Source organism: Actinacidiphila glaucinigra (assembly GCF_900188405.1).
Classification (GTDB): Bacteria; Actinomycetota; Actinomycetes; order Streptomycetales; family Streptomycetaceae; genus Actinacidiphila; species Actinacidiphila glaucinigra.
Map to the genome: position 1 here is coordinate 1 of NZ_FZOF01000048.1, position 20299 is coordinate 20299.

The window sequence follows — 20299 nt, forward strand, 5'->3', positions numbered from 1 at the left end:
TCAACCGGTGCGTTGTTGTGAGCGACCATCAGCTGAGCCATCCTGTGCAACCGAGTCCATACGTGCACGCTGTCATGTTCAGCCAGTTCGGGAAGGACCCTTTCAATCTCGTCAGAGATGAACCTCACGGTCGCCATCCCCCGCTCGTGGAGGGAGCCGCCATTGGTGATCCACGTGTACGTGCAGCCCTCCATCCTGGTGTAAATCGACACTAGATCGACGCCCGCCACCGCAAGGCTGTTCCACCTGCCGTCCCACGGCTCATCCAGCAAGCACGCAACCACGGCTACAGGGTCTTCAGCAGCATCCATACCCACATTCTCGCGGGCCGCGCCGTCGGCGAGAAGCTACGGCCGATCACCGCTGCCTGAATCCGCACCCGGCGCAGACAGGAGCCCGAGCACGAGGCAGCGCAATGATCGACCGGACAGCTCCTAGTCACAAAGTGAGGTGACTTGGGCCGGTGCACTGATGCGGGGGCGAATGCGGAACAGGTCGCGAGCCCCGGTGAGGACGAGAACGCGTTCCGCTTGGTGCTGCAGGCCTGCGAGCTCGAGGGCGCCGCCCTCGGCTTCTGCCCGCATGCGGAGGCGGAGGAGCATGTTCAGGCTGGTGGAGCCCATAAAGGTGATGCCGGAGAGGTCAATGCAGAGCGTCCTGCCGCACAGCTGAACAGCATCCGTGACTTCAGTGACCTGGGGGCACGTTGCCAAGTCCAGTTCGCCGGCCAGCGCGATTGTCGTCAGCGCGCCCGCTTCGTCGACGTCGATCTCGATGTTCTGCATGGGAGGTCACCGATCGGGTTCAGAGCCCCTCACGGTCGACCTCCGCAGGAAGTGGCCGCAAAGCGGGCGGCGACGCGCCGCCCTAGTCGAGTAAGACCACCCGTACCCACCGTCAACCACTCAGCGTGATCGGTTGGTAGCGCGGGGTCCCTCGCCAGACCTGGCTGGTACATAGAACGGTTGCACACTGCCGCTATGAACACCAGGCCCCGCCGGTCGCAGCGGCAAATTGCTGTTGCCGACCGCGTGACCGCTGTGCGCTCTACGGGCACGCGGTCGGAACCAATGGCGGTGCTGCAGCACGGGAGGCTCCCGCTCCACACCCCGCTGTGGCCACCTGAGGTCAGGGCGACCGCTTCACCAGCACGGACGTACAAGGCCACACCTTCCCGCCGGTACCCCACGAGCGTTCCGGGGTCGGCTGGAACCTGCTGATGCCCGCCCGTGCGGAGCGCAGCCCCTAAGCCAACCAGGCGGGCCGGCCTCAGACGCGGTCCCGTCAAACGCTGGCCCGCCTGCCGCGGTGGGACCGCCCCTTACGAGCTGGTACGTGATAGCGGGTGAGGGCGTGGTGGTCTGCTGGAGGGCTGTAGTTCAGGCTGCGGTGGTGCGGTCGGAGACCAGTCCGGCGATGGCCTGGTAGGTGGCAGGCAGGGCATCCCGTTGATGCGTCCAGCGGGCCAGTTGCTGCTCCTCGGGCTACGTTCGCTGGCGCGCGGCGGCGGACGGCGCGCCGAGCGGGGCGAAGACTGGAGCGTGGGCGCGGCCGGACGTCGGCCGCGCGCCCGGCGGAGCGTGAGCGACGCCGGGTGCCTTGATCGAGGTAGAGGTATTTGTGCCAAGACCGCGCTGGGATCTAGTCATGGTGACAAGCAGCGTCGCTGGCCCAGCGGTGGCCGCGGACTGTCAGACCGCGGCACGCCTCTCCGGTCGCCGAGATGGAGGACGTGTCCGCGCATTGTCCGCAGCCACCCGGAGACAGCCGGACAGCGCCGTACCCTTCCCAAGATCTCCAAGGAGAGTCAGTGCCGACTCGGGCGCGGTCACAGTGGGCCTTGACCAGCAAAAAGCCCCTCCGCGAGGGAGGGGCGCAGGGCGTGCCACCGGCAGGACTCGAACCTGCGGCCAAGCGCTTAGAAGGTGTCCGGCCCTGAACGCTGTGCTCAACTGCGGTTTCCGCAGGTCGCGCTTCGCCGTACTTATGGGAAGCGCTTGCCCAATCTCCAGGGGAGATTGACGCGATGCGATCGGCCCCGTGATGCGTACGCCCTCAGCACCATCGTAGGGCGTGCTGCTTCGTGACTTACGCAGGAGACGCCAGGACGCACGGGCGTGGGACGTGCCACCTCAGCGTGTCTTCAGGCCACGGTCTTCGAGTTCGTCCGCGCACTCCTCCAGTACGGAGACAGAGGTGGCGCTGAACGACGTGTCGCGTCGCTCTCGCTTTGCCTCAGCGCGGGCTTGTTCGAGGTCGTTGGCGAGCGCCTGGCAGTCGACGGCGTGCGTGCCCGTCGGTATCGACTCCCCGGGGCGAGATTCCGGCTTGTCCATGACCGTCCCAGCGTTGAGCGCCAGGGTGGCGCCCATACCGGCCAGACACAAGCCCCCCCAGATGGCGGTGATCCACCGACGGGCGTTCATAAGCCGACCATTCCGACCGTGAGCACAGCGAGGGTGAGCATCGCAGCACGCGAGGCGGTCATCGAAGCTCCTTTCCCAAAGTGGCTGGCATAGCGAGCTTCACTGAGGGCGACGCGGACTGCGGTTCCGCCGTTTGGGTGGCTCGGCCACCTTGCAGGTCGGCAAACCTCCGGTCCTCTCTCCCGCCCTGACGTCAGGAGAACACCGGTTCGTGATCCAAAAATGTACGGTCGAATGTACAAACTTTCAACAGCCTCATCGAGAGCACCCACGTCAGTCCCCTCCTCAACACCCTCGTCGCTCCCGCTGAGGCTCTCGACACGCCCCCACCGCCGAGTGCTGAGAGCAGAGGGTCGGCGCGCATGACGAGCGCCGGCCCTCGTCGGTGATGGCAAGCGAGGCAATCCCGACGGAGCTCTGGCGGTCGCCATGCGCGGCTGTCAGGATGCGCGTGGATCAATGTTCCGCCCGGATCGAGCACACAACTGACCTGAGGAGACAACGTGTTGATGGCCCTGAAAGGCCACGTCCGTACGCTCGCAGTTGGTCTTGCTGCCTGTGCCGCAGCGGTGGCTTTCCCCGTGTCGGCCTCCGCCGCACCGCAAACCGCGGCTAACTCCAGCTCTGTGGAGGCCTTGGCCAACCCCTGCTGGCGCACCCAAGCTGAACCGAACTCGACCTTTGTCCGCTCGTACAGCTCGTGCAGCAAGTGCTACGAAGAGGCCACGTGGCAGAACTACATCCAGAGCACCTGGTTCAACTACTGCACGTACAACCCCAGCAATGGACTGTTCGATCTGCAGAAGGCTCGCTGGTGACGGACGGCACAACAGCGCCGCAGCCCAGTAGGGGCAAGACGCGACGCTAAACAAGTGCCTGAGCATGACGAGGCCCCCACCGCAGCCCAGCACGGTGGGGGCCTCGGCCGTCGGGCTCCCGTGTTGCTCGCCGTCGGAGACCCGCGGCAGCTCTACAGGGAGTACATGCGCGCCGGGACGTGCCCTCGCGGCGCCGGCACGCCCTGGTGTGGGTCTGTCCAACGAACGGCTCTGTCTCACATTCGGTGGTGACGGAGAGTTGCGAGGGTCGTTGATCTTCATGTGATGGATGTCAACGAGTTTGTGCAGATGGTGTTTTCGGGTCTGTCGCCGCTGGTCATAGAGGATGTGGCCGGCGAGGGTGAGCGGATCGTGGTGCGGGCCCGGACGCCGCTGGACACCGCGGTCTGTCCGGTGTGCGAGGCGTCGTCGGGACGGGTGCACGGCTATCACTCGCGGACGGTGGCCGACGTTCCGGTCAACGGGCGACGGACGCCCCGCGTGATCGGCGTCGACGACTTCGCCCTGCGCCGGCGGCACCGCTACGCCACCGTGGTGATCGACGCCGAGACCCACGAGCGGATCGACGTGCCGGACCGCACCGCCGACACGCTGGAAGCGTGGCTGCGCAAGCACCCGGGCGTCGAGGTCGTCTGCCGTGACGGCTCCACGACCTATGCCGAGGCCATCCGCCGGGCCCTGCCCGACGCGCTGCAGGTCGCCGACAGATGGCATCTGTGGCACAACCTGTGCGAGGCCGCCCTCAGCGAGGTGAAGGCGCACAGCAGCTGCTGGGCCACCGTACTGGACGCACCCATCTACGACGGGCCACGCGCCCAAACCGCCCTTCAACGCTGGCACCAGATCCACGACCTGCTCAATCAGGGCTTGGGCCTGCTCGAATGCGCCCGCCGGCTGCAGCTGGCCCTGAACACCGTCAAACGCTACGCGCGAGCCGACCGGCCCGAGCGGATGCTCCGCGTCCCCAAATACCGCGCCAGCCTCGTCGACCCCTACCGCGAGCACCTGCGCAAATGCCGGGCCGAGGACCCCACTGTCCCTGTCAGGCACCTTTTCGAAGAGATCAAGGCCCTCGGCTACACCGGCTGCCTCAACCTGCTTTACAAGTACATCAACCAAGGCCGCGCAGACGCCGACCGCAGCCACATCTCCCCACGCCGGCTCGCCCGGATGCTCCTCACCAGGCCCGACAACCTCAAGAGCGAGCATCGCGACCTCCTGGGACGGCTCACCGCCGCCTGCCCCGAGATAACCCAACTTGCTGCCCTCATCGCCGATTTCGCCCAGTTCCTGACGCCTCGCGAAGGAAACGCCGGCGGACTCTCGGACTGGATCGTCCAGGTCCGCACAACCGATCTGCCCCACCTGCACTCCTTCGCCCGCGGCCTGGACCGAGACCGGGACGCAGTGATCGCCGCGCTCACGCTTCCGTTCAGCAACGGCCCCACCGAGGGCGTCAACACCAAAACCAAGCGGATCGCGCGCCAGATGCACGGACGAGCAGGCTTCACCCTACTTAGCCACCGCATCCTCCCGGATAGCAGCACGCTCCGTCACCACCGAATGTGAGACGGGGCCGTTCTTTGTACAGTCCCGCATCTCGCCATTGTCGTGGCCCTTCATCCACCCATGCATCCGAGATTGTTGGCATGCCGAACGGAGCCAGCGCCGTCTCCCCCGTTAAGTGGCCACTACGAGATGGCGGGGACGGCTCCGGGTCGACCGCGTTCATCCCCTGCTCCCCAATCACCGACCAACAGGTCTTCCGCCACGACAGTCGCAGAAGTAGATCCCCTGCAAGCCTTCGGCCGTGATCACACCCGAAACCGAGAGATCGCAGACGGCACTACAGATAGTGCTGCATCCACACGGCTGCGGTGCTGACCAGTGCGGTGCCCAGTCCCTACCCCGGAGCTCTCATCGGGGTGATGGGCTGACCCCGGATGGCCTGGAGTCGTCCACGGTCGCGGAACCCTTGCCGGGGCGTGGCAGGTCCCGCAGACCTCACGGGGAACCCTCACCGCGCTGAAGGTCAGTCAGTGCTTCCAGTCCTGGACCGATGAGGTCCAGAACGCCTCGATGACCGTGATCAGGGGCACGGCGTGGCGGCGGATGAAAATGAAGATCAGCCATCCGCGGCCGCCGGCGAGATCGGCTATATGAGGCCCGCCGGGCCTGGTGGAAGCCAGGGGACTGACGGTGATCCAGTGCGGCAGGCAGGCGTCGGCGTCGATGCCGCGGTAGTAGGGGTCCTGGGCGGTGATCAGTTCGGCACGGGCGGCCAGGACGAGTTGTCTGCCGTCGGCGGGCATGGCGTCAAAGTCCTGACGCGCTTCTGTCGTCCAGTCCATCAGCCACAGCGGCTGGGGAAGGTCGTCCGTCACTGGCCGGGCTTCACCATGGCTGCTTCACGCCGCAGACGGCTGTACTCGGCCAGGAGACCGGCCGACTCCTCGGGATCCTCGCAGTCCGCGGCGCGGGCTTCGAGGTCATGCAGGCGCGCGGCCAGGCGCGGGTCGCGGGCGATGGCGTACTCGGTCCACCACAGACGCATGAAGGCAGGCACAGGAGTGAGGTTGAAAGCGTCCCCAATCGCCCGTCGCCAGTGGGCCTCGAAGTCCGGCAGAAGGTGCGGGGCGTGCTTCTGGATAGCGAGACGCAGAGCTTGCGGGGTCTGCTCGGGCATCGGTGGTACTCGGGGCTTGTCTCCTCCGGATCCGCCGGCATGCACAGGCTGGGCACTCATGATGTGAAAGCTCCTGCACTTCCTGCCCGGCGCCTCAGGCCGCGTCCTGGTCGGTCTCGGAGGCCGGCTGCTGTGCGACCTGCTGCTGCTCGAACCACTCGGCGGGCACCAGATAGGCGACGGTCTTACCCTTGCGTGTGATCGCAGCCGCCTCACCCGCGATGCGGGTGCGGTCAAGGATCTCACCCAGGGCTTTGCGGAGGTCGATCGTCGTGTACGTCCTCAGCTGCATACTCCCCACACTACCGCAACTATCATAGTTGCCATACTTGCCGCTTCCGGACTCGCCGCTTCCCACCCCGCACCCCGCCGTGACCAACCGTGGTTGCAGCCAGCGACGACAGCCGCGCCGCCCGGACGCAGTGACCTGCACGGTTGGACCCCGCGCCGCGGTCCATCCCCAGACCGCGCTGGGTCAGCTTCCGGGCCAATACCCCGACCGGGACACCGAATCCACCAGTAGACACGGCAGCCGCAGCTGCCGCACCCGCCGGCCCCCACCGTCATGTCGGCGCCATCGCCCCTGCCACCGTCCCCGTCAACCGGACCGCGCTGCCACACAAGGCAGGAACGGTCGTGCCTCAGCCAGGGTCGCTGTCGGGCGGGACGTAGCGGATTCTGTTGTCCCAGCGTGTGAGGAGTGTGGTTGAGCCTGAAGACCTGAATACATCACCGCTGCCGGGTCATACGCTGGGCCGCCCTGGAGCCGTCCAAGGCCGTGGCCGCCCCGTCGGGCGGCTTGCCCAGCGCTGCCGGGACGGCGCCGAGAAGGGGCTCTGGCCCCCCTGTAGCCCCCGGACGCGGCCCAGGCCGCCGGCCGTAACCGCGATGCCCGTGCGCCGCGCCCGCGGGGCAGCACGGAAAAGCACCGGTGGGCGGGGCCGTGATCACGGCCCCGCCCACCGGCGGCTTTGACTGGTTCAGCTCAGTCCAACTCAGTTCGGGTCAGTTTCGGTCGGTGACCTCGAAGTGCAGCCGAACATGGGTCGCCGAATCGGCGCCGGCCAGCGTGACACCGGTCGGACCCGGCTTGGCCGCCCCCGGAACGCTGATGGTCGCGCCGTGGATCACACCGTCGGCGTTCGCGTGCACGGTGATGAAGGCGAGACCGTCACCGAAGCCGATCCTCACGGCCTCGTTCGGCGCGAACCCGCTGGCGTTGACGACGATCGCCGTGGCGCGCGGCCCCGACGTCGTCGACAACAGCACGTCGGGTCGGTACGTCCGCGCCTGCGGTTCATCGGTCACTCGGACGGTGGCCGTCGCCGGAGTCCGTGAGGACGTGCCGGCCGCGGTGATGGCGTACCGGCCGGGCTGCGCGTCATCGGACGCCGCCACGGACGCGTGGACCGCGCCCGTCGCAGAGGCCTCGACGGTCACGCTGCGCGCCGGGCTGGTGCCCAGCTTGACGGTCACGCGCTCGCCGGCGGCGAACCCGCTGCCGTTGACGGTGATCGCGTCACCGGCCTCGACGGTGGTGGATGCCGACGCCGAGATCGACGGCTGCAGCGCCGCCTTCCCCACGGTCACGGTGAACGTCTCAGTCCTGCTGGACAGCGTGTCCCACGTGGTGACGTGCACGGTGTACGTGCCCTGCTGCACGTACGTGTGCTCTCCGCTGATCGCACCGGACGCGTCGACCGTGGCGTCGGACGGAACCGTGCCGTCACCCCACTGGACGCGGGCCTGGTAGCCCGTCGGGCCGGGAACGCCGCCGGTCACCGAACCGAGGTCCGCCGCGAGGGCCTTCCCCGGGGTGGCCGTCCGGTCCTTGGGAGTGGTGGTCACCAGCGCGGGCGCCGGCGTGCCGTCGTGGGCGACGGCGAACACGTGGATCCGGCCGGCGGAACCGGCGTCGCCGGTCTGCTTGGGCAGGGTCACCGACACCAGCGTCTTGCCCGCCGGGATCTCGAACGGCGTGGTGGCGAACAGGAACGGCTGGGCGCTGTCCCGGCTCGTGCCAAGCAGTCGGTAGGCGGACTTGGCGACGACGATGTTGCCGAAGGACGGCGTGCCGCCTGCGTTGCCGCCCAGCGTCCAGTCGCTCATCTGGATCGGGACGGCGGCGGTGCTGCCGTCGCTGAACGTCGCCGTGCCGGTGGTGTTCTGGTTGCCCTGCGTGCCGGCGCCGATGAACGAGATGCTCTTCGCGTCCTCCGGCAGGTTGAGCACGAGCGTGCTGCCGTTGCCCGTCGCGTTGTCCGGCTGGCCCACCGGGGTCTCCGGCAGCGTGAAGTGCAGCGCCGTGCCGGGCACGTCGTACTGCTGGCCCTGGGTCACGCCGGCCGCCTTGAGAGCGGCACGCGAGTACGCCCAGGACTTGCTGTCGCAGTTCGCGGCGAGCGCGCCCTCGTCCCCGATGCAGACGGTGTCGAAGGCGGCGGTGAGGCTGGAGCTCGGCGCGTACGCCACGTCGGCCCCGACCGTGCCCGAGCCCTGGACGGTGCCGTCGGTCACCGTGACGTTCGCCTGGTAGTAACCGGGCTTGGCGTAGGTGTGCGTACCGCTGACGCTGTACACGCCCCGCGAGCTCAGAGCCGTGGTGCCCGTCGTGACCGGCGAGCCGTCACCCCAGTCGATCGTGGCCTGGTAGCCGCTCGCGGTGCCCCCGGTGACGGTGGCCAGGGGTGCCGAGACCGCGACGCCGGACGTCGCGTGCAGCCCGCTGCTCACGCCGGCGACCGTGAGGTCGCCGCCACCGAGCTGGACGTCGCCGCCCGCCAGCAGTTCGACCTCGGCGAGGCTGGTCTGCGCGGCGCCAGCGGTCTCCTTCACGACCAGGCGGAACCGTGCGAACTTGCCCGGATTGCCGATCTTGAACGGCCGGGTCTGGTTGCGCGACGGGAACATCTCGCGGTGACGTGAGTCGAGCGTGGTCCAGGTGATCCCGTCGTTGGAGGCCTGCAGTTTCCAGTCCGTCGGGTCGCCCGCGCCCGCACCGGAGGTGAGGGTGTAGTACGACGGCCTCTGCTTGCCGCCGCGGTAGACCCAGTTGATCTGGGGCTCGTCGGTGGCGAAGGTCATCTGCGTGGTCGACGAGTCGTCGAACAGCTTCGACGCGTCCTGCCCGTCGCTGGTGGTCGCGGTGCCGAGGCCCGGACCCGTGGTGTCCTGCAAGGGCTTGGGCACGTCTGTGCCCTTGGTCAGCGACGGCGGCGCGTCCTTCTTGCCGGTGCCCCAGGACGACGGCTGCGAGCCCATCGCGAAGTCGATCGTGCCGCCGTGGACGAGCTTGGCCGAGTCGACGGACACCCCGCGCTGGGTCTTGCCGTTGACCTTCACACCCTGCACGTACACGTTCTTGGTGCTGTTGTCCGGCGCGTTGACAACGATGTCGCCGCTCTTGCGGTGGACGGTCATCTTGGTGAACTGCGGCGAGCCTATGGCCCAGTTGGACGAGCCGGCCTGCAGCGGGTAGATGCCCAGCGAGCTGAGGATGTACCACGACGACATCTCGCCGTTGTCCTCGTCACCCGGGTAGCCCTGGCCGATCTCGTCGCCGACATAGAGGCGCTGCAGGATCTCCCGCACGATCGCCTGCGTCTTGGACGGCGCACCGGCGTAGTCGTACATGTACGGGATGTGGTGCGAGGGCTGGTTGCTCATGCCGAGCTGGCCCAGGCGCACCGCCTGCGCCTCGAGCATCTCGTGGATCGTGCCGTTGTACCCACCGGGGTGGTCGGCGTTCTCCGGGGTGGAGAAGAACTGGTCGAGCTTCTGCTCCAGCTGCTTCTGACCGCCGTAGAGGTTGGCCAGGCCCTGGCCGTCCTGCTGCGCGGTGAACGCGAAGTTCCAGCCGTTCGTCTCGGTGTAGGCGCCGCCCCAGTCGAGCGGGTTGCCGGTGAGGAACGTGCCGTTGGCCTGGCGTCCCTCGAAGAACTTGCTGTCCTTGTCGAAGAGGTTGACGTAGTTGCGGGCACGCTCGAGGAAGTACGCCGACTCCTCCTTGATCCGCTTGCGGTCGTCCTTCGGCACCGACTTGTCGTCGGCCAGGGCCGCGCCCATGTTGCCGATGCCGTAGTCGTTGATGAAGCCTTCCAGCGCCCACGACACGGACTCGCCGGTGGAGGTCGGCGTGTAACCGAGGAACAGCCCGTTCTCGATGCCCTTGCGGCCGACCTCGCTGCGGCCGGACGCGACGGTCGCGTCCTTGACCGCCGCCTCGTACGCGGCGAGCGGGTCGGGCACGTCGACACCGTTCAGGTAGGCCTCGGCCAGTGCGACGTTCGCGCTGGTGCCGGTCATCAGGTCGGCGTAGCCGGGCGAGGACCAGCGGGCTATCCACCCGCCGTCGCGGTACTGCTGGACGAAGCCGTCGGAGATCTTGGCCGCGACGTCCGGGTACAGCAGCGAGTAGGCGGGCCACACGGTGCGGTAGGTGTCCCAGAACCCGTTGTTGACGTAGATCTGGCCGTCCACGACCTTGGCGCCGGTCTGCGTGGCGGTCGACGTGCCGGTCGGCGCCGACACCGGGCTCGCGTACTGCCAGCGCGGCGCGGCGGCGGTGCCGGTGTTCTCCGACTGCGAGTTCGGGTACAGGTTCAACCGGTAGAGGTTCGAGTAGAGCGTGACCTTCTGCGTCTCGTTCGCGCCCTGCACCTCGATCCGGCCGAGCCGGTCCTTCCACGTCGCGGTGGCCGCGTCGTGGATCTGGTCGAAGCTCTTCCCGGTGACCTCCAGGCCGAGGTTCTTGCCCGCCTGGTCGACCGAGAGGAACGAGGTCGCGATCCGCAGCGTCACCTGCCGGCTCGCGGAGGTGTCGAAGGTGGCGGAAGTGGCGGAGGTCGCCGTCGGCGCCCGGTCGAAGGTGCCGGACACGAACATCCGGCTGCGACCGGCCGACAGACCGCTTCCGTTGTCCACCCAGCCGGTGAAGGTGCCGTCCGTGCCGATGGTGAACGTGCCGTTGTAGAAGACCAGGCTTCCGGTGGTCTGCCCGGTCGGGAAGGTGAACTGCATGATGCCACCGTGGTCGGTGGGCGACATCTGCGCCTTCAGGCCGTTCTGCGTGGTGACCTGGTAGAAGTCAGGCCGCGCGATCTCGTCGTCGTGGCTGAAGGCGAGCGCGCGTCCGCTGGGCGCTCCGGTGAGCGAGCCCCCGGCCGGCACCGGCATGACCGACATCTGGTTGCGGTCACCCATCCACGGGCTGGGCTCGTGCGAGATCGCGAGTCCCTGCAGCGTCGGCAGGTTGGCCGCGTTGTTGCCCGACTGGTAGTCGTACTGCCAGGAGTTGGACGCGGCGTTGGTGACCGGCGTGAAGAAGTTGAAGCCGTTCGGCACCGCCGAGATCGGCAGGTTGTTGCCGCGCGAGAACCCGCCGGACGCGTTGGTGCCGCGCCGGGTGTCGACGAAGTTGGTCAGGCTGGAGCCGTCCACCGGCGTCGGGGTGCCCGACACGGTGACGGCGTCGAGCCAGCCCTGGAAACGCGTCGAGGCGGTCGCCTTGGGGTCGTCGTAGGAGAGCAGGACGCGGTCGATCGTCTTGCCGTTCGCGACCGCGCCGATCTCGGACTGCACCGCGTTCCACTGGTCGGCGTAGAGCACCTTCGACGCACCCTGCCCGGACGCGGTGAGCGCGTAGCCGTGCTGGTCGACGGGCGAGAGGCCGCTCAGGTAGGTGCCGTCGGTGAAGTGCAGGTCGACGGCCGCGTAGGTGGACGGGTACTGGGTGTCCTTGGCCGTGAACTCGGGGAAGATCTTGTACGACAGCCGGGTCTTGGGTCCGACCGGGATGTCGACGTCGAAGAGCTTGTTGGTCGCGTACGAGCGGCCGTCGGCCCGCGCGCCGCCCGAGTACCGCAGCGAGGCCACGCCGGTGAACCCGGCCGCCGGCTTCATGTTGTAGCCGCTGACCGGTCCCGCGCCGGCGACACTGACCATCGGGGTGGCGGGCGGCAGGACGTTCGAGCCGTCGCTGATGTTCCAGTCCGCGAGCTGGAGGATCGAGTCACCGGAGTTCGCCGTGACGTTCAGCCGGTAGTACGCGTAGGCCGTCGTGTTGCTGAAGCTGTAGGTGTTGGTGGCGAACCGCCCGCTGAAGCTCACACCCGTCCGCGTGTCCAGGTCGGTCCACGCGCCGCCGTCGTTCGACCCCTGAACGGTGAAGTCCTTGGGGTCGCGGCCCGCCGCGTCGTTCGCGGAGGTCAGCGAGTACTTCACCACCGCCGCGGGCTTGGCCAGCCGGTACGTCACCCAGCCGGTCTTGGCGAACGCCAGCCACTTGGTCGACGGATTGGCGTCCTTGACGTTGGAGGCGACTTCCCCGGGCGGGTTGTCGGCGCTGGCGGTCACCGCGCTGACCTGGTCGAGCAGGCTGCCGGGCAGTCCGGTGGAGCTCGATCCGCTCAGGTTCTCCTGGACCGGCTTGCCGCTGCCGTCGACCTCGACGGTGCTCGCCGCGGCCTGCGGGTCGGCCGACTCGAAGGAGGAACTGAAGTTGCCGGGCGGCGGCGCCGCGGCAACCACCGAGGGTGCGACGGCCAGCAGCCCCACGGGCAACGACAGGGCTATCGCCGCGCCGGCCCATCTTCGCAAGGACAAATGGCGGGCAGAGGGGGAAGGTGACACGGGGGGACCTTTCGTCATTGGAGGTCGGGAGCATCACGTCGGGGCTCGCCGCGGCTCGGTCCTGGACGGCGCCAGGAGGCGGTTCGACCCGGAGAACAGGTCAGTACAGGTCAGAACAGGTCAGTACGCAGCGGTGCCACGATCGCCGACGCGGGGCAGCGACAACCGCCCCGGCCCCACTTGTGTGTTGGGGCGAAGGTCCTGGATCACGCGGAAGCTCCGTAAAGGGATGGGGGACTCGTAAAAGGGCACACCTGCCGTAGATCGCGGTTAGCGTGTTCCTTTCCAGACAACGTTGTCAAGAGTGGAGCGCGTAACCCCCGTGAAATAGCCCGTTTTCCTTCCCGGTTCGCCCGGCCGTGACCGGGCGGGCGGACCGGGCCCGTCCCGTCCCGTCCCGCCGGGGTGGCGCCGCGAGGCCCCGCGCTTCAGGCCTGCGGGAGCATCAGTACGTTGAGCTCGCCCCTGGGGATGCCGCCCGCGACGGCGGCGTACGTGCCGGTGGCGGGCAGTTCCGCGAGCGCCAGGTAGGCGGTGCCGGCCTCGCACTCGACCTGCAGCCAGCGCCGCACCAGCGGCGAGGCACCGTCCTCGCGACGCCACCACGCCCGCCGCTCCTCACGTGCCCCGCATCCTCTTGCCCGAACTCCCTGCCGTGCTCTCGGGCTGCTCGGCCTCGGCCACGGCGGCGGGGCGGCCACCTTCGGTGAGCCGGAACCCGTCCCAGGTCGGCGTAGGACGGGGAGCGCAGCCTCCCGTCGCGGACCTGCCCGCCGAACAGCACGGAGGCCTCGGCATCGGCGAGCAGCAGCTCAGCCAAGCCCCAGTGCAGGGCATCCTGGACCATCCACACGATCTCTGCCGGGAACGCCGGCCGCCGGCCGGAACCCCCAAGACCTCCGCTGACCGGATCAGCAACCCAACACGGCACCACAGGGGCTGCCAATCATGCCTCCGGTAGCAGACAAGGTCACCTGGGGCGGATACCGCCTACATGGGCGACCAGAACGAGGAATTCCCCCAAGGGGCCTGGGCGTGCGGGCAACCACCGTCATGTGACGGTCGATTGCGTAGCCGCCGCGCGCCTAGCGTGTTCTCACGTCAGGAACTCGATGAACAGGGGATTCCCATGGCGTGGCGCGGGGCTCGTTCCGCGACGGGGCGGGCGATGGTCGGCCGCCCCGCCGAACGCGAGGCGATCGGACGGCTGCTCGAAGCGGTACGGGAGGGACTCAGCGGCGTCCTGGTGCTCGTGGGCGAGGCCGGGATCGGCAAGACACGGCTGCTGGACCACGCGGCGGCCGAGGCCACCGACGTCACGCTGACCCGGCTGGTGGGCGTCGAAGCCGAAAGGCCCCTCGGCTACGGCGCGCTGCACCGGCTCCTGCGGCCGCACCTCCACCGTGCCAGCCGGCTTCCCGCCCGGCAACAGGACGCCTTGAACGGCGCGTTCGGCCTGACCGACACGTCGCGCCCGGACCGGTACCTCGTCGGTCTGGCGACCTTGACCCTGCTGTCCGACGCGGCGTCGGAGCTGCCGATGCTGTGCCTGATCGACGACGTCCACTGGCTCGATCCCGAGTCGGCCGCGACACTGGCGTTCGTCGCCCGGCGGCTCCACGCCGACTCCCTGGGCCTGATCTTCGCGGCCAGGGACGGCCTCGACGACCGGGGGCTGTTCGACGCCCTGCCCTCGCTGCGGGTCGGCGGGCTGCCCGCCACCGACGCCCGGGAGGTGCTGGCCCGTGCCGCCGCCGGGCACCTGGACCCGGCCGTCGCGGACCGGATCGTGACCGGCACCGGGGGCAATCCGCTGGCGCTCGTCGAACTGGTTGCGCACCTGGGCGCCGAGCAGCTGGCCGGGGTCGCGCCGCTGCCCGAGCCGCTGCCGGTGAGCAGGCTGCTGGAGGAGCACTTCCGGAAGTCCGTGGCCGGGCTGCCGCCGGACACCCGGACGCTGCTCCTCCTCATGGCGGCGGCGCCGACCGACGACATGGCGGTGGTCCGGCACGCGGCGGGCGCGCTGGGCCTGCCGGCCGGCGCCGCGGCCGCGGCCGTCGAGGCCGGCGTGCTGGAGCACGGGCCCGGCGCCGGGTTCCGGCATCCGCTCATCCGGTCCTCGGTCTACGCGGCGGCCTCCGGGGACGACCGGCGGCGGATCCACGCCGCCCTCGAAGCGGCCAGCGACCCGGCCCGCGTTCCCGACCGGCGCGCCTGGCACCGTGCCGAGGCGGTCCTCGGCACCGACGACGCGGCGGCCGCGGACCTGGAGGCCGCGTCCGACCGGGCCCGCGCCAGGGGCGGCTACTCCGCCCAGGCGCTGTTCCTGTCCAAAGCGGCCGAACTCACCACCGAACCGGCCAGACGTGCCGAGCGCTACCTCGGCGCAGCCCAGGCCCATCTGGCCTCCGGCGACCACGCCGCCGTGAACCCCCTGCTCGACCTCGCCCTCCCCGCCCTCGACCGGCCCTCCGCCCGCGCCCGCGCGCTGCGGATCCGGGCCTCGGCCGAGCTTTTCGACACCCGCAACGACCGCGTCCCCGCCATGATGCTCGACGCCGTGGCAGAACTCGGCGACGCGGATCCCCGCATGACCCGGGAACTGCTCTACGAGGCCATGCACGCCGCCGTCATCGCCCAGAACACCCTGCACCGCACGACCTTGGCGGAAGTGGCCAAGGCCGTGATCGGCGCCTCCCACGACCAGGACGCGCCGGACTGGAGCCCCGACCGGCTGATCGAGGGCCTGGCCCTGCGTACCGCCTACGGCTACGAGAACAGCGTCCCGGTGATCCAGGAGGCCCTGGCGGGGCTCCGCGCGTCGGCCGAACTCCACGACATGGCCAGCCCGCTCAGCATCATCGTGAGCCTCGCGGCGGGCGACGTGTGGGACATCGACGCGTACGCCGGGATCGTCGGCCGGCTCGCCGCCGAGAACCGCAGCCAGGGAGCGCTGTACAGCCTCACCCTGTCCCTGACGGTCCAGGCGTACACCGAGATCTGGAACGGGCGGCTGGCCACGGCCGACGCGCTCCTCGCCGAGGCCGACGACTATGCCGCGGCCATCGGCCTGGCGACCCAGGGCGATCTCAACAAGGCCCTGCTGTACGCGTGGATGGGCAAGGAGAGCGAGGTGCGCGCCATCGTCGCGACGATGGACGCCGTCGCCGCGGCGTACGGACTGGGCATGCTGCGCCAGCTGGCGCTCCACGCCCGGTGCATTCTCGCACTGGGCATGGCCCGGTACGACGAGGCGCTGCGCCACGCGCTGCCCGCCTACGAGGAGGACTTCCCGTCGGAGGGCAATCTCATGCTGCCGCTCCTCGTCGAGGCCGCCGTCCGCGCGGGCGACCGGCCCACGGCGGCCCTGGCGCTCCAGCGGCTCGAACGCCGCGCGCGGCTGGCCGGGACGCCGTGGGCACTGGGGCTCCTGGCCCGCTGCCGGGCCCTGACCGAAGAGGGCGCCGACGCCGAGAAGTGCTATCGGGAGTCGATCGACCTCCTGGGCAGCGTCCCCCTGGCCGCCGAACACGCCCGGTCCCGGCTGCTGTTCGGCGAGTGGCTGCGGCGACGCAAGCGCCGCGCCGAGGCGCGGGACCACCTGCGGGCCGCGTACGAGTCCTTCGCCGCCTGGGGCGCGGCCCTGTTCGCCGAACGGGCCCGGATCGAACTGCTCGCGACCGGGGAGAAGGCGCGCCGGCGCGTACCGGAGACCAGGTCCGATCTCACGCCCCAGGAACGGCACGTGGCGCTGCTGGCCGCTTCGGGACTGACCAACGCCGAGATCGCCTCCCGGCTGTTCATCACGACCTCGACGGTCGAGTTCCACCTGAACAAGGTGTTCCGCAAGCTCGGCATCACCTCGCGCCGGCGGATCGCCGCCGCACTCGGCGGGCCGACGGCAGGCTGATCCCCACCCGGCCGCAGCCGTCGTGCCTTCGGGCCCCGGTCGCGCGGCCGGGCCGCGATCCGGACGCAGGTGGACATGCGGCGCCGTCGACCGCATGATCGATTCTTGTGAGCACCACCAACCACCGGCGTCTCGTCGGCCGCGACGACGAACTGCGATCCCTGTTCGGGCACCTGGACGCGGTCGATTCCGGAGGTCGGGCGATCGGGCTGTTCGGGGAGCCCGGGGTGGGCAAGAGCGCGCTGCAGGCGGAGGTCGTGGAGCACGCGCGAACCACCGGGTTCACGGTGCTCACCGCGCGGGGCAGCCAGTCCGAGACGCACCTCCCGTTCGCCGGCCTCCATCAACTGCTGCGGCCCCTGCTCCCCCGCGTCGACCGGCTGCCGGCCCCGCAGCGCGACGCCCTCCTCGTCTGCTTCGCCATGAGCGACTCGATCGAGGTGCAGCCGTTCTTCACCTCCTTGGCGGTCCTGGAACTGCTCGTCGACGCGGCGGGAGACAGCCCGGTCCTGGTCTGCCTCGACGATCTCCACTGGATGGACCAGCCGTCGACCGACGTCCTGGCCTTCGTCAGTCGCCGGATCGCCGGTGAGCGGGTGATCGTGCTGTGCACGTCGCGACCCGAGGCCCCGCCGTTCGCCGACCCCCACACGATCGCGTGGACGGAGCTGGACGGCATCGACGCCGCCGCGTCGGCCGAGCTGCTGGACGCACGGGCGCCGCGGCTGCCGCCGGCCGTGCGCGAGCGCGTGCTGCGGCAGGCCCGCGGCAATCCGCTCGCCCTGGTCGAGTTCGCCGGCGCGCTGGAGTCGGGGCGGTACGCGTGGACCGAGTTCGACGAGGACCTGCCCATGACCACCCGCCTGGAGCGGGCGTTCGCCATACGCGCCGAGCACCTCGACCCGGCCGTCCGCGCCGTCCTGACCGTCGCCGCGGTCGACGACGGCGACGACCTCGACGACGTCCTCGCCGCCGCGAGCATCCTCCACGGTTCCCCGGTCCACCTCGGCACGGCGCAGCCGGCCTTCGAGCACGGACTCCTGACCGTGACCGGCGAGCGGTACCGCATCGCCCACCCGCTGATCGGCTCGGCTCTCCGGCAGGGCATGCCGCCGGCCGCACGCCGGGAGGCGCACGCGGCACTCGCGCAGGTCCTGACCGGTCATCCGGACCGCGCGGTGTGGCACCGGGCCTCCTCGGTGTCGGGACGCGACGAACGGATCGCGGCCGAGCTGGAACAGGCCGCCGAGAACGCCCAGCGCCGCGGTGCGATCTCCTCCGCCGCCGCGTGGCTCGAACGGGCCGCCGCACTGAGCCCGGACCCCCGGTCGCAGGCCGCACGCCTGCTCGGCGCCGCCGAACTCGGCTTCCAGCTCGGCCGGTTCAGCCACGTCGAGCAGATCAAGGCCCAGGTCGCGGGGATGACGCTCCGGCACCGCGACCGGTCGCGGCTGGCGTGGCTCGAAGGCGTCTTCCACGACGGCTCCACGGGTGAACCCGCGGAAGTGCGCCACCTGGTGGGCCTGGCCGAGCACGCCACCGGCGAACAGGACGTCGACCTCGCCATGCAACTGCTGGTCGGCGCGGCCCGGAGAGTGTGGTGGCGCGATCCCGGTCCCACGCTGCGGCACGAGATCGTCCAGGCCGCGGAGCGGGTGAACCTGCCGGCGCACGACCCGCGGCTGCTGGCCCTGCACGCGCTGTGCGGGTTCCACGAGCGGACGCCGATGGTGGTCGAGCAGCTCGCCCGGTGGCCGGCGGACGCCGACGGGCAACCGGAACTCGCCGGCCTGCTGGGCATCGCCGCCTTCTGCACGGGCGATTTCCGGCACGCCGTCGGTTTCCTGTCCACCCCCGCCCGGGAACTCCGCGCCCAGGGCCGCATGAGCCTGCTCGCCGAGGCGCTCGCGATCCGGGCCTGGGCCGAGGTCTACCTGGGGGTCTTCGACCCGGCGCGCTCGGCGGACGAGGCCATGCGGCTCGCCGACGAGACCGGCCAGTCGCTGTGGGCCGCGACCGCGCGCATCGCCGTGGCCCTGATCGACGCGGTACGCGAAGGCTGGGACACACGTCACGCCCTGCTCTCCGAGGCCGAGCACGTGGCGCTGCGCACCCCGAACGCCGCGTCGTCCCTGCTGGCCGGCGTGCAACTGGCCCGCGGCACCGCTGAACTGGGCGCGAACCGGCACGAGCAGGCGTACGGCGAGCTCCGCCGCATATTCGAGACCGCCGACCCCGCGTTCCAGCGGATGCAGCAGGTGTGGGCGCTCGGCTACCTGGCCGACGCCGCCGTCCGCACCGATCGGCGGGCCGAGGCGAGAACCGCGCTGGCCTCCGTCGAGCGGCTCGTGGGTGCCTCCCCGCCCACGGGGGCGGCCATCGCCCTGGAGTACGCGAGAGCGGTGCTGGCCGACCGCGCGTCGGCCGAGTCGCTGTTCCACGCCGCCAGGGACGGCGCGGCTTCCCAACTGCCCTGGCACCGCGCCCGTATCGACCTGGCCCACGGCGCGTGGCTGCGCCGGCAGCGCCGTGTCCTGGAGTCCCGCGGACCGCTGCGGGCGGCACGGTCGGCGTTCGACGCCGTCGGTGCCCGCACCTGGGCGAACCTCGCCGACCAGGAGCTGCGTGCGACGGGCGAGCGCGGGTGGCAGCCCACGTCGAACCCGCGCGAACTGCTGTCGCCGCAGGAGACCCAGATCGCCGAGCTGGCCGCGCAGGGGCTGTCCAACCGCGAGATAGGACAGCGGCTGTTCCTGTCGCACCGCACGGTCAGCTCGCACCTGTACCGCATCTTCCCCAAGCTCGGCGTCGCCTCCCGGGGACAGCTGGCCGCCGCGCTGACCCGCCACGGCAACCAGCCCTCGGCCGGTTGACACCCGCCGCCCGGCGGCGGGACCGCGCGGTGCCGCACGGTCCCGCCGTCCGGTGCTCACCGATGCCTGCCGGTCAGGCGGTGGCCCGGGCGGCCGCCTCGACGAGGGCCGCGACGGCTCCCGGGTGGGAGACCGACACGGCGTGCGAGGCGTTCTGTACCGTCACAGTGCGGGAGTGGGCACGCTGGGCCATGGCCCGCTCGGCGGCCGGCGGGATGGCCTGGTCGGCCCCGGCGACCATGTACCACGAGGGGATGGTCCGCCAGGCCGGTGCGCCGCTGGGCGCGGCCAGCGCGCCCACGGCCACCGGGCGCTGCGCGGCCGCCATCAGGCGGGTCTCGCGGGCCGGCACGTCCGCCGCGAAGACCTTCCGGAAGGCGGCGGGGTCGATGTAGGCGTCCTGGCCGCCGCCGGGGAACGGCCGCACCACCAGGGACGACGGCAGCCGGCTGCCCGGGTACTCACTGGTGATCCCCAGGGCGCTCTCGCCCTGGTCTGGCGCGAAGGCGGCGATGTAGACCAGGGCCTTGACGTTGGTGTGGCCCGCGGCCGCATCGGTGATGACCGCGCCGCCGTAGGAGTGCCCGACCAGGACGACCGGCCCGGGGATGCTGTCGAGGATGCTGGAGACGTAGGCCGCGTCACCGGCCAGGTCGCGCAGCGGGTTCGCCACGCCGATGACGGGGTAGCCCTCGCGCTCCAGCCGGGTCACGACCCCGTTCCAGCTGGAGGAGTCGGCGAAGGCGCCGTGCACCAGGACCACCGTCGGCTTGGCCGTGTGCGCGGCGGCGGGCGCCGGGGCGGAGAAGTGCGGCACGGCCTCGGAACTCGCCGGGACGGCGAGCAGGGCCGCGGCCACCAGCGCGGGGATCAGCACGCTCCTGCGTCGCAGCAGGGCCCGTCCGGACGGCACCGGCAGGGTGTACTTCATGTCA

12 protein-coding genes and 2 pseudogenes are annotated in these 20299 nt (G+C 70.3%); 4 read left to right on the forward strand and 10 right to left on the reverse strand.

Features of this window, described 5'->3' with window-relative positions; genetic code table 11:
- The 4 genes and pseudogenes from CHF15_RS45560 to CHF15_RS41855 form a co-directional block, all read right to left on the reverse strand.
- Positions 1 to 311, reverse strand: a pseudogene (locus CHF15_RS45560) (hypothetical protein); the annotation flags it as partial.
- Positions 312 to 434: 123 nt separating this feature from the next.
- Positions 435 to 785, reverse strand: a complete 351-nt coding sequence (locus CHF15_RS41845; protein ID WP_089229194.1) for an STAS domain-containing protein — start codon at positions 783 to 785, stop codon at positions 435 to 437.
- A gap of 594 nt (positions 786 to 1379) precedes the next feature.
- A pseudogene (locus CHF15_RS46670) lies at positions 1380 to 1475 on the reverse strand (transposase); the annotation flags it as partial.
- 657 nt (positions 1476 to 2132) lie between these two features.
- Positions 2133 to 2372: a hypothetical protein gene (locus CHF15_RS41855; protein ID WP_220093401.1), complete on the reverse strand. Its 240-nt coding sequence runs from the start codon at positions 2370 to 2372 to the stop codon at positions 2133 to 2135.
- Between the two features lie 557 nt (positions 2373 to 2929).
- Here CHF15_RS41855 and CHF15_RS44625 point away from each other — a divergent pair.
- Positions 2930 to 3244 (forward strand): hypothetical protein, encoded by a 315-nt coding sequence (locus tag CHF15_RS44625; protein ID WP_143681762.1) that lies wholly within the window; start codon positions 2930 to 2932, stop codon positions 3242 to 3244.
- 285 nt (positions 3245 to 3529) lie between these two features.
- The gene (locus tag CHF15_RS41860; protein ID WP_089229196.1) at positions 3530 to 4834 is read left to right on the forward strand and encodes an ISL3 family transposase; all 1305 of its coding nucleotides are present in this window, start codon (positions 3530 to 3532) and stop codon (positions 4832 to 4834) included.
- A gap of 467 nt (positions 4835 to 5301) precedes the next feature.
- Here CHF15_RS41860 and CHF15_RS41865 read toward each other — a convergent pair whose 3' ends face one another.
- From CHF15_RS41865 to CHF15_RS45350, 5 genes are all read right to left on the reverse strand, one after another.
- Positions 5302 to 5649 carry a hypothetical protein gene (locus tag CHF15_RS41865; protein ID WP_089229197.1) on the reverse strand — a complete coding sequence of 116 codons (348 nt, stop codon included), beginning with the start codon at positions 5647 to 5649 and terminating at the stop codon, positions 5302 to 5304.
- On the reverse strand, positions 5646 to 6011 hold the full coding sequence (locus CHF15_RS41870; protein ID WP_089229198.1) for a hypothetical protein: 366 nt from the start codon (positions 6009 to 6011) through the stop codon (positions 5646 to 5648). Before CHF15_RS41870 ends, CHF15_RS41865 begins: the two co-directional genes overlap by 4 nt.
- Before the next feature lie 34 nt (positions 6012 to 6045).
- The gene (locus CHF15_RS41875; RefSeq protein WP_089229199.1) at positions 6046 to 6243 is read right to left on the reverse strand and encodes a type II toxin-antitoxin system Phd/YefM family antitoxin; all 198 of its coding nucleotides are present in this window, start codon (positions 6241 to 6243) and stop codon (positions 6046 to 6048) included.
- A gap of 713 nt (positions 6244 to 6956) precedes the next feature.
- A complete protein-coding gene (locus CHF15_RS41880) occupies positions 6957 to 12548 on the reverse strand; it encodes a GH92 family glycosyl hydrolase (protein WP_245939345.1) in 5592 nt (1863 codons plus the stop codon).
- A 461-nt stretch (positions 12549 to 13009) separates the two neighbouring features.
- Positions 13010 to 13153, reverse strand: a complete 144-nt coding sequence (locus CHF15_RS45350) for a hypothetical protein (protein ID WP_179280230.1) — start codon at positions 13151 to 13153, stop codon at positions 13010 to 13012.
- A gap of 557 nt (positions 13154 to 13710) precedes the next feature.
- Between CHF15_RS45350 and CHF15_RS41885 the strand changes: the two genes are divergently transcribed.
- Complete coding sequence (locus CHF15_RS41885) at positions 13711 to 16491, forward strand: helix-turn-helix transcriptional regulator (protein ID WP_245939346.1); 2781 nt, start codon at positions 13711 to 13713, stop codon at positions 16489 to 16491.
- Between the two features lie 107 nt (positions 16492 to 16598).
- A complete protein-coding gene (locus tag CHF15_RS41890; protein WP_089229202.1) occupies positions 16599 to 19364 on the forward strand; it encodes an ATP-binding protein in 2766 nt (921 codons plus the stop codon).
- 73 nt (positions 19365 to 19437) lie between these two features.
- Here the strand turns inward: CHF15_RS41890 and CHF15_RS41895 are convergent, their stop codons facing one another.
- Positions 19438 to 20295, reverse strand: a complete 858-nt coding sequence (locus CHF15_RS41895) for an alpha/beta fold hydrolase (RefSeq protein WP_089229203.1) — start codon at positions 20293 to 20295, stop codon at positions 19438 to 19440.
- Positions 20296 to 20299: the final 4 nt, after the last annotated feature.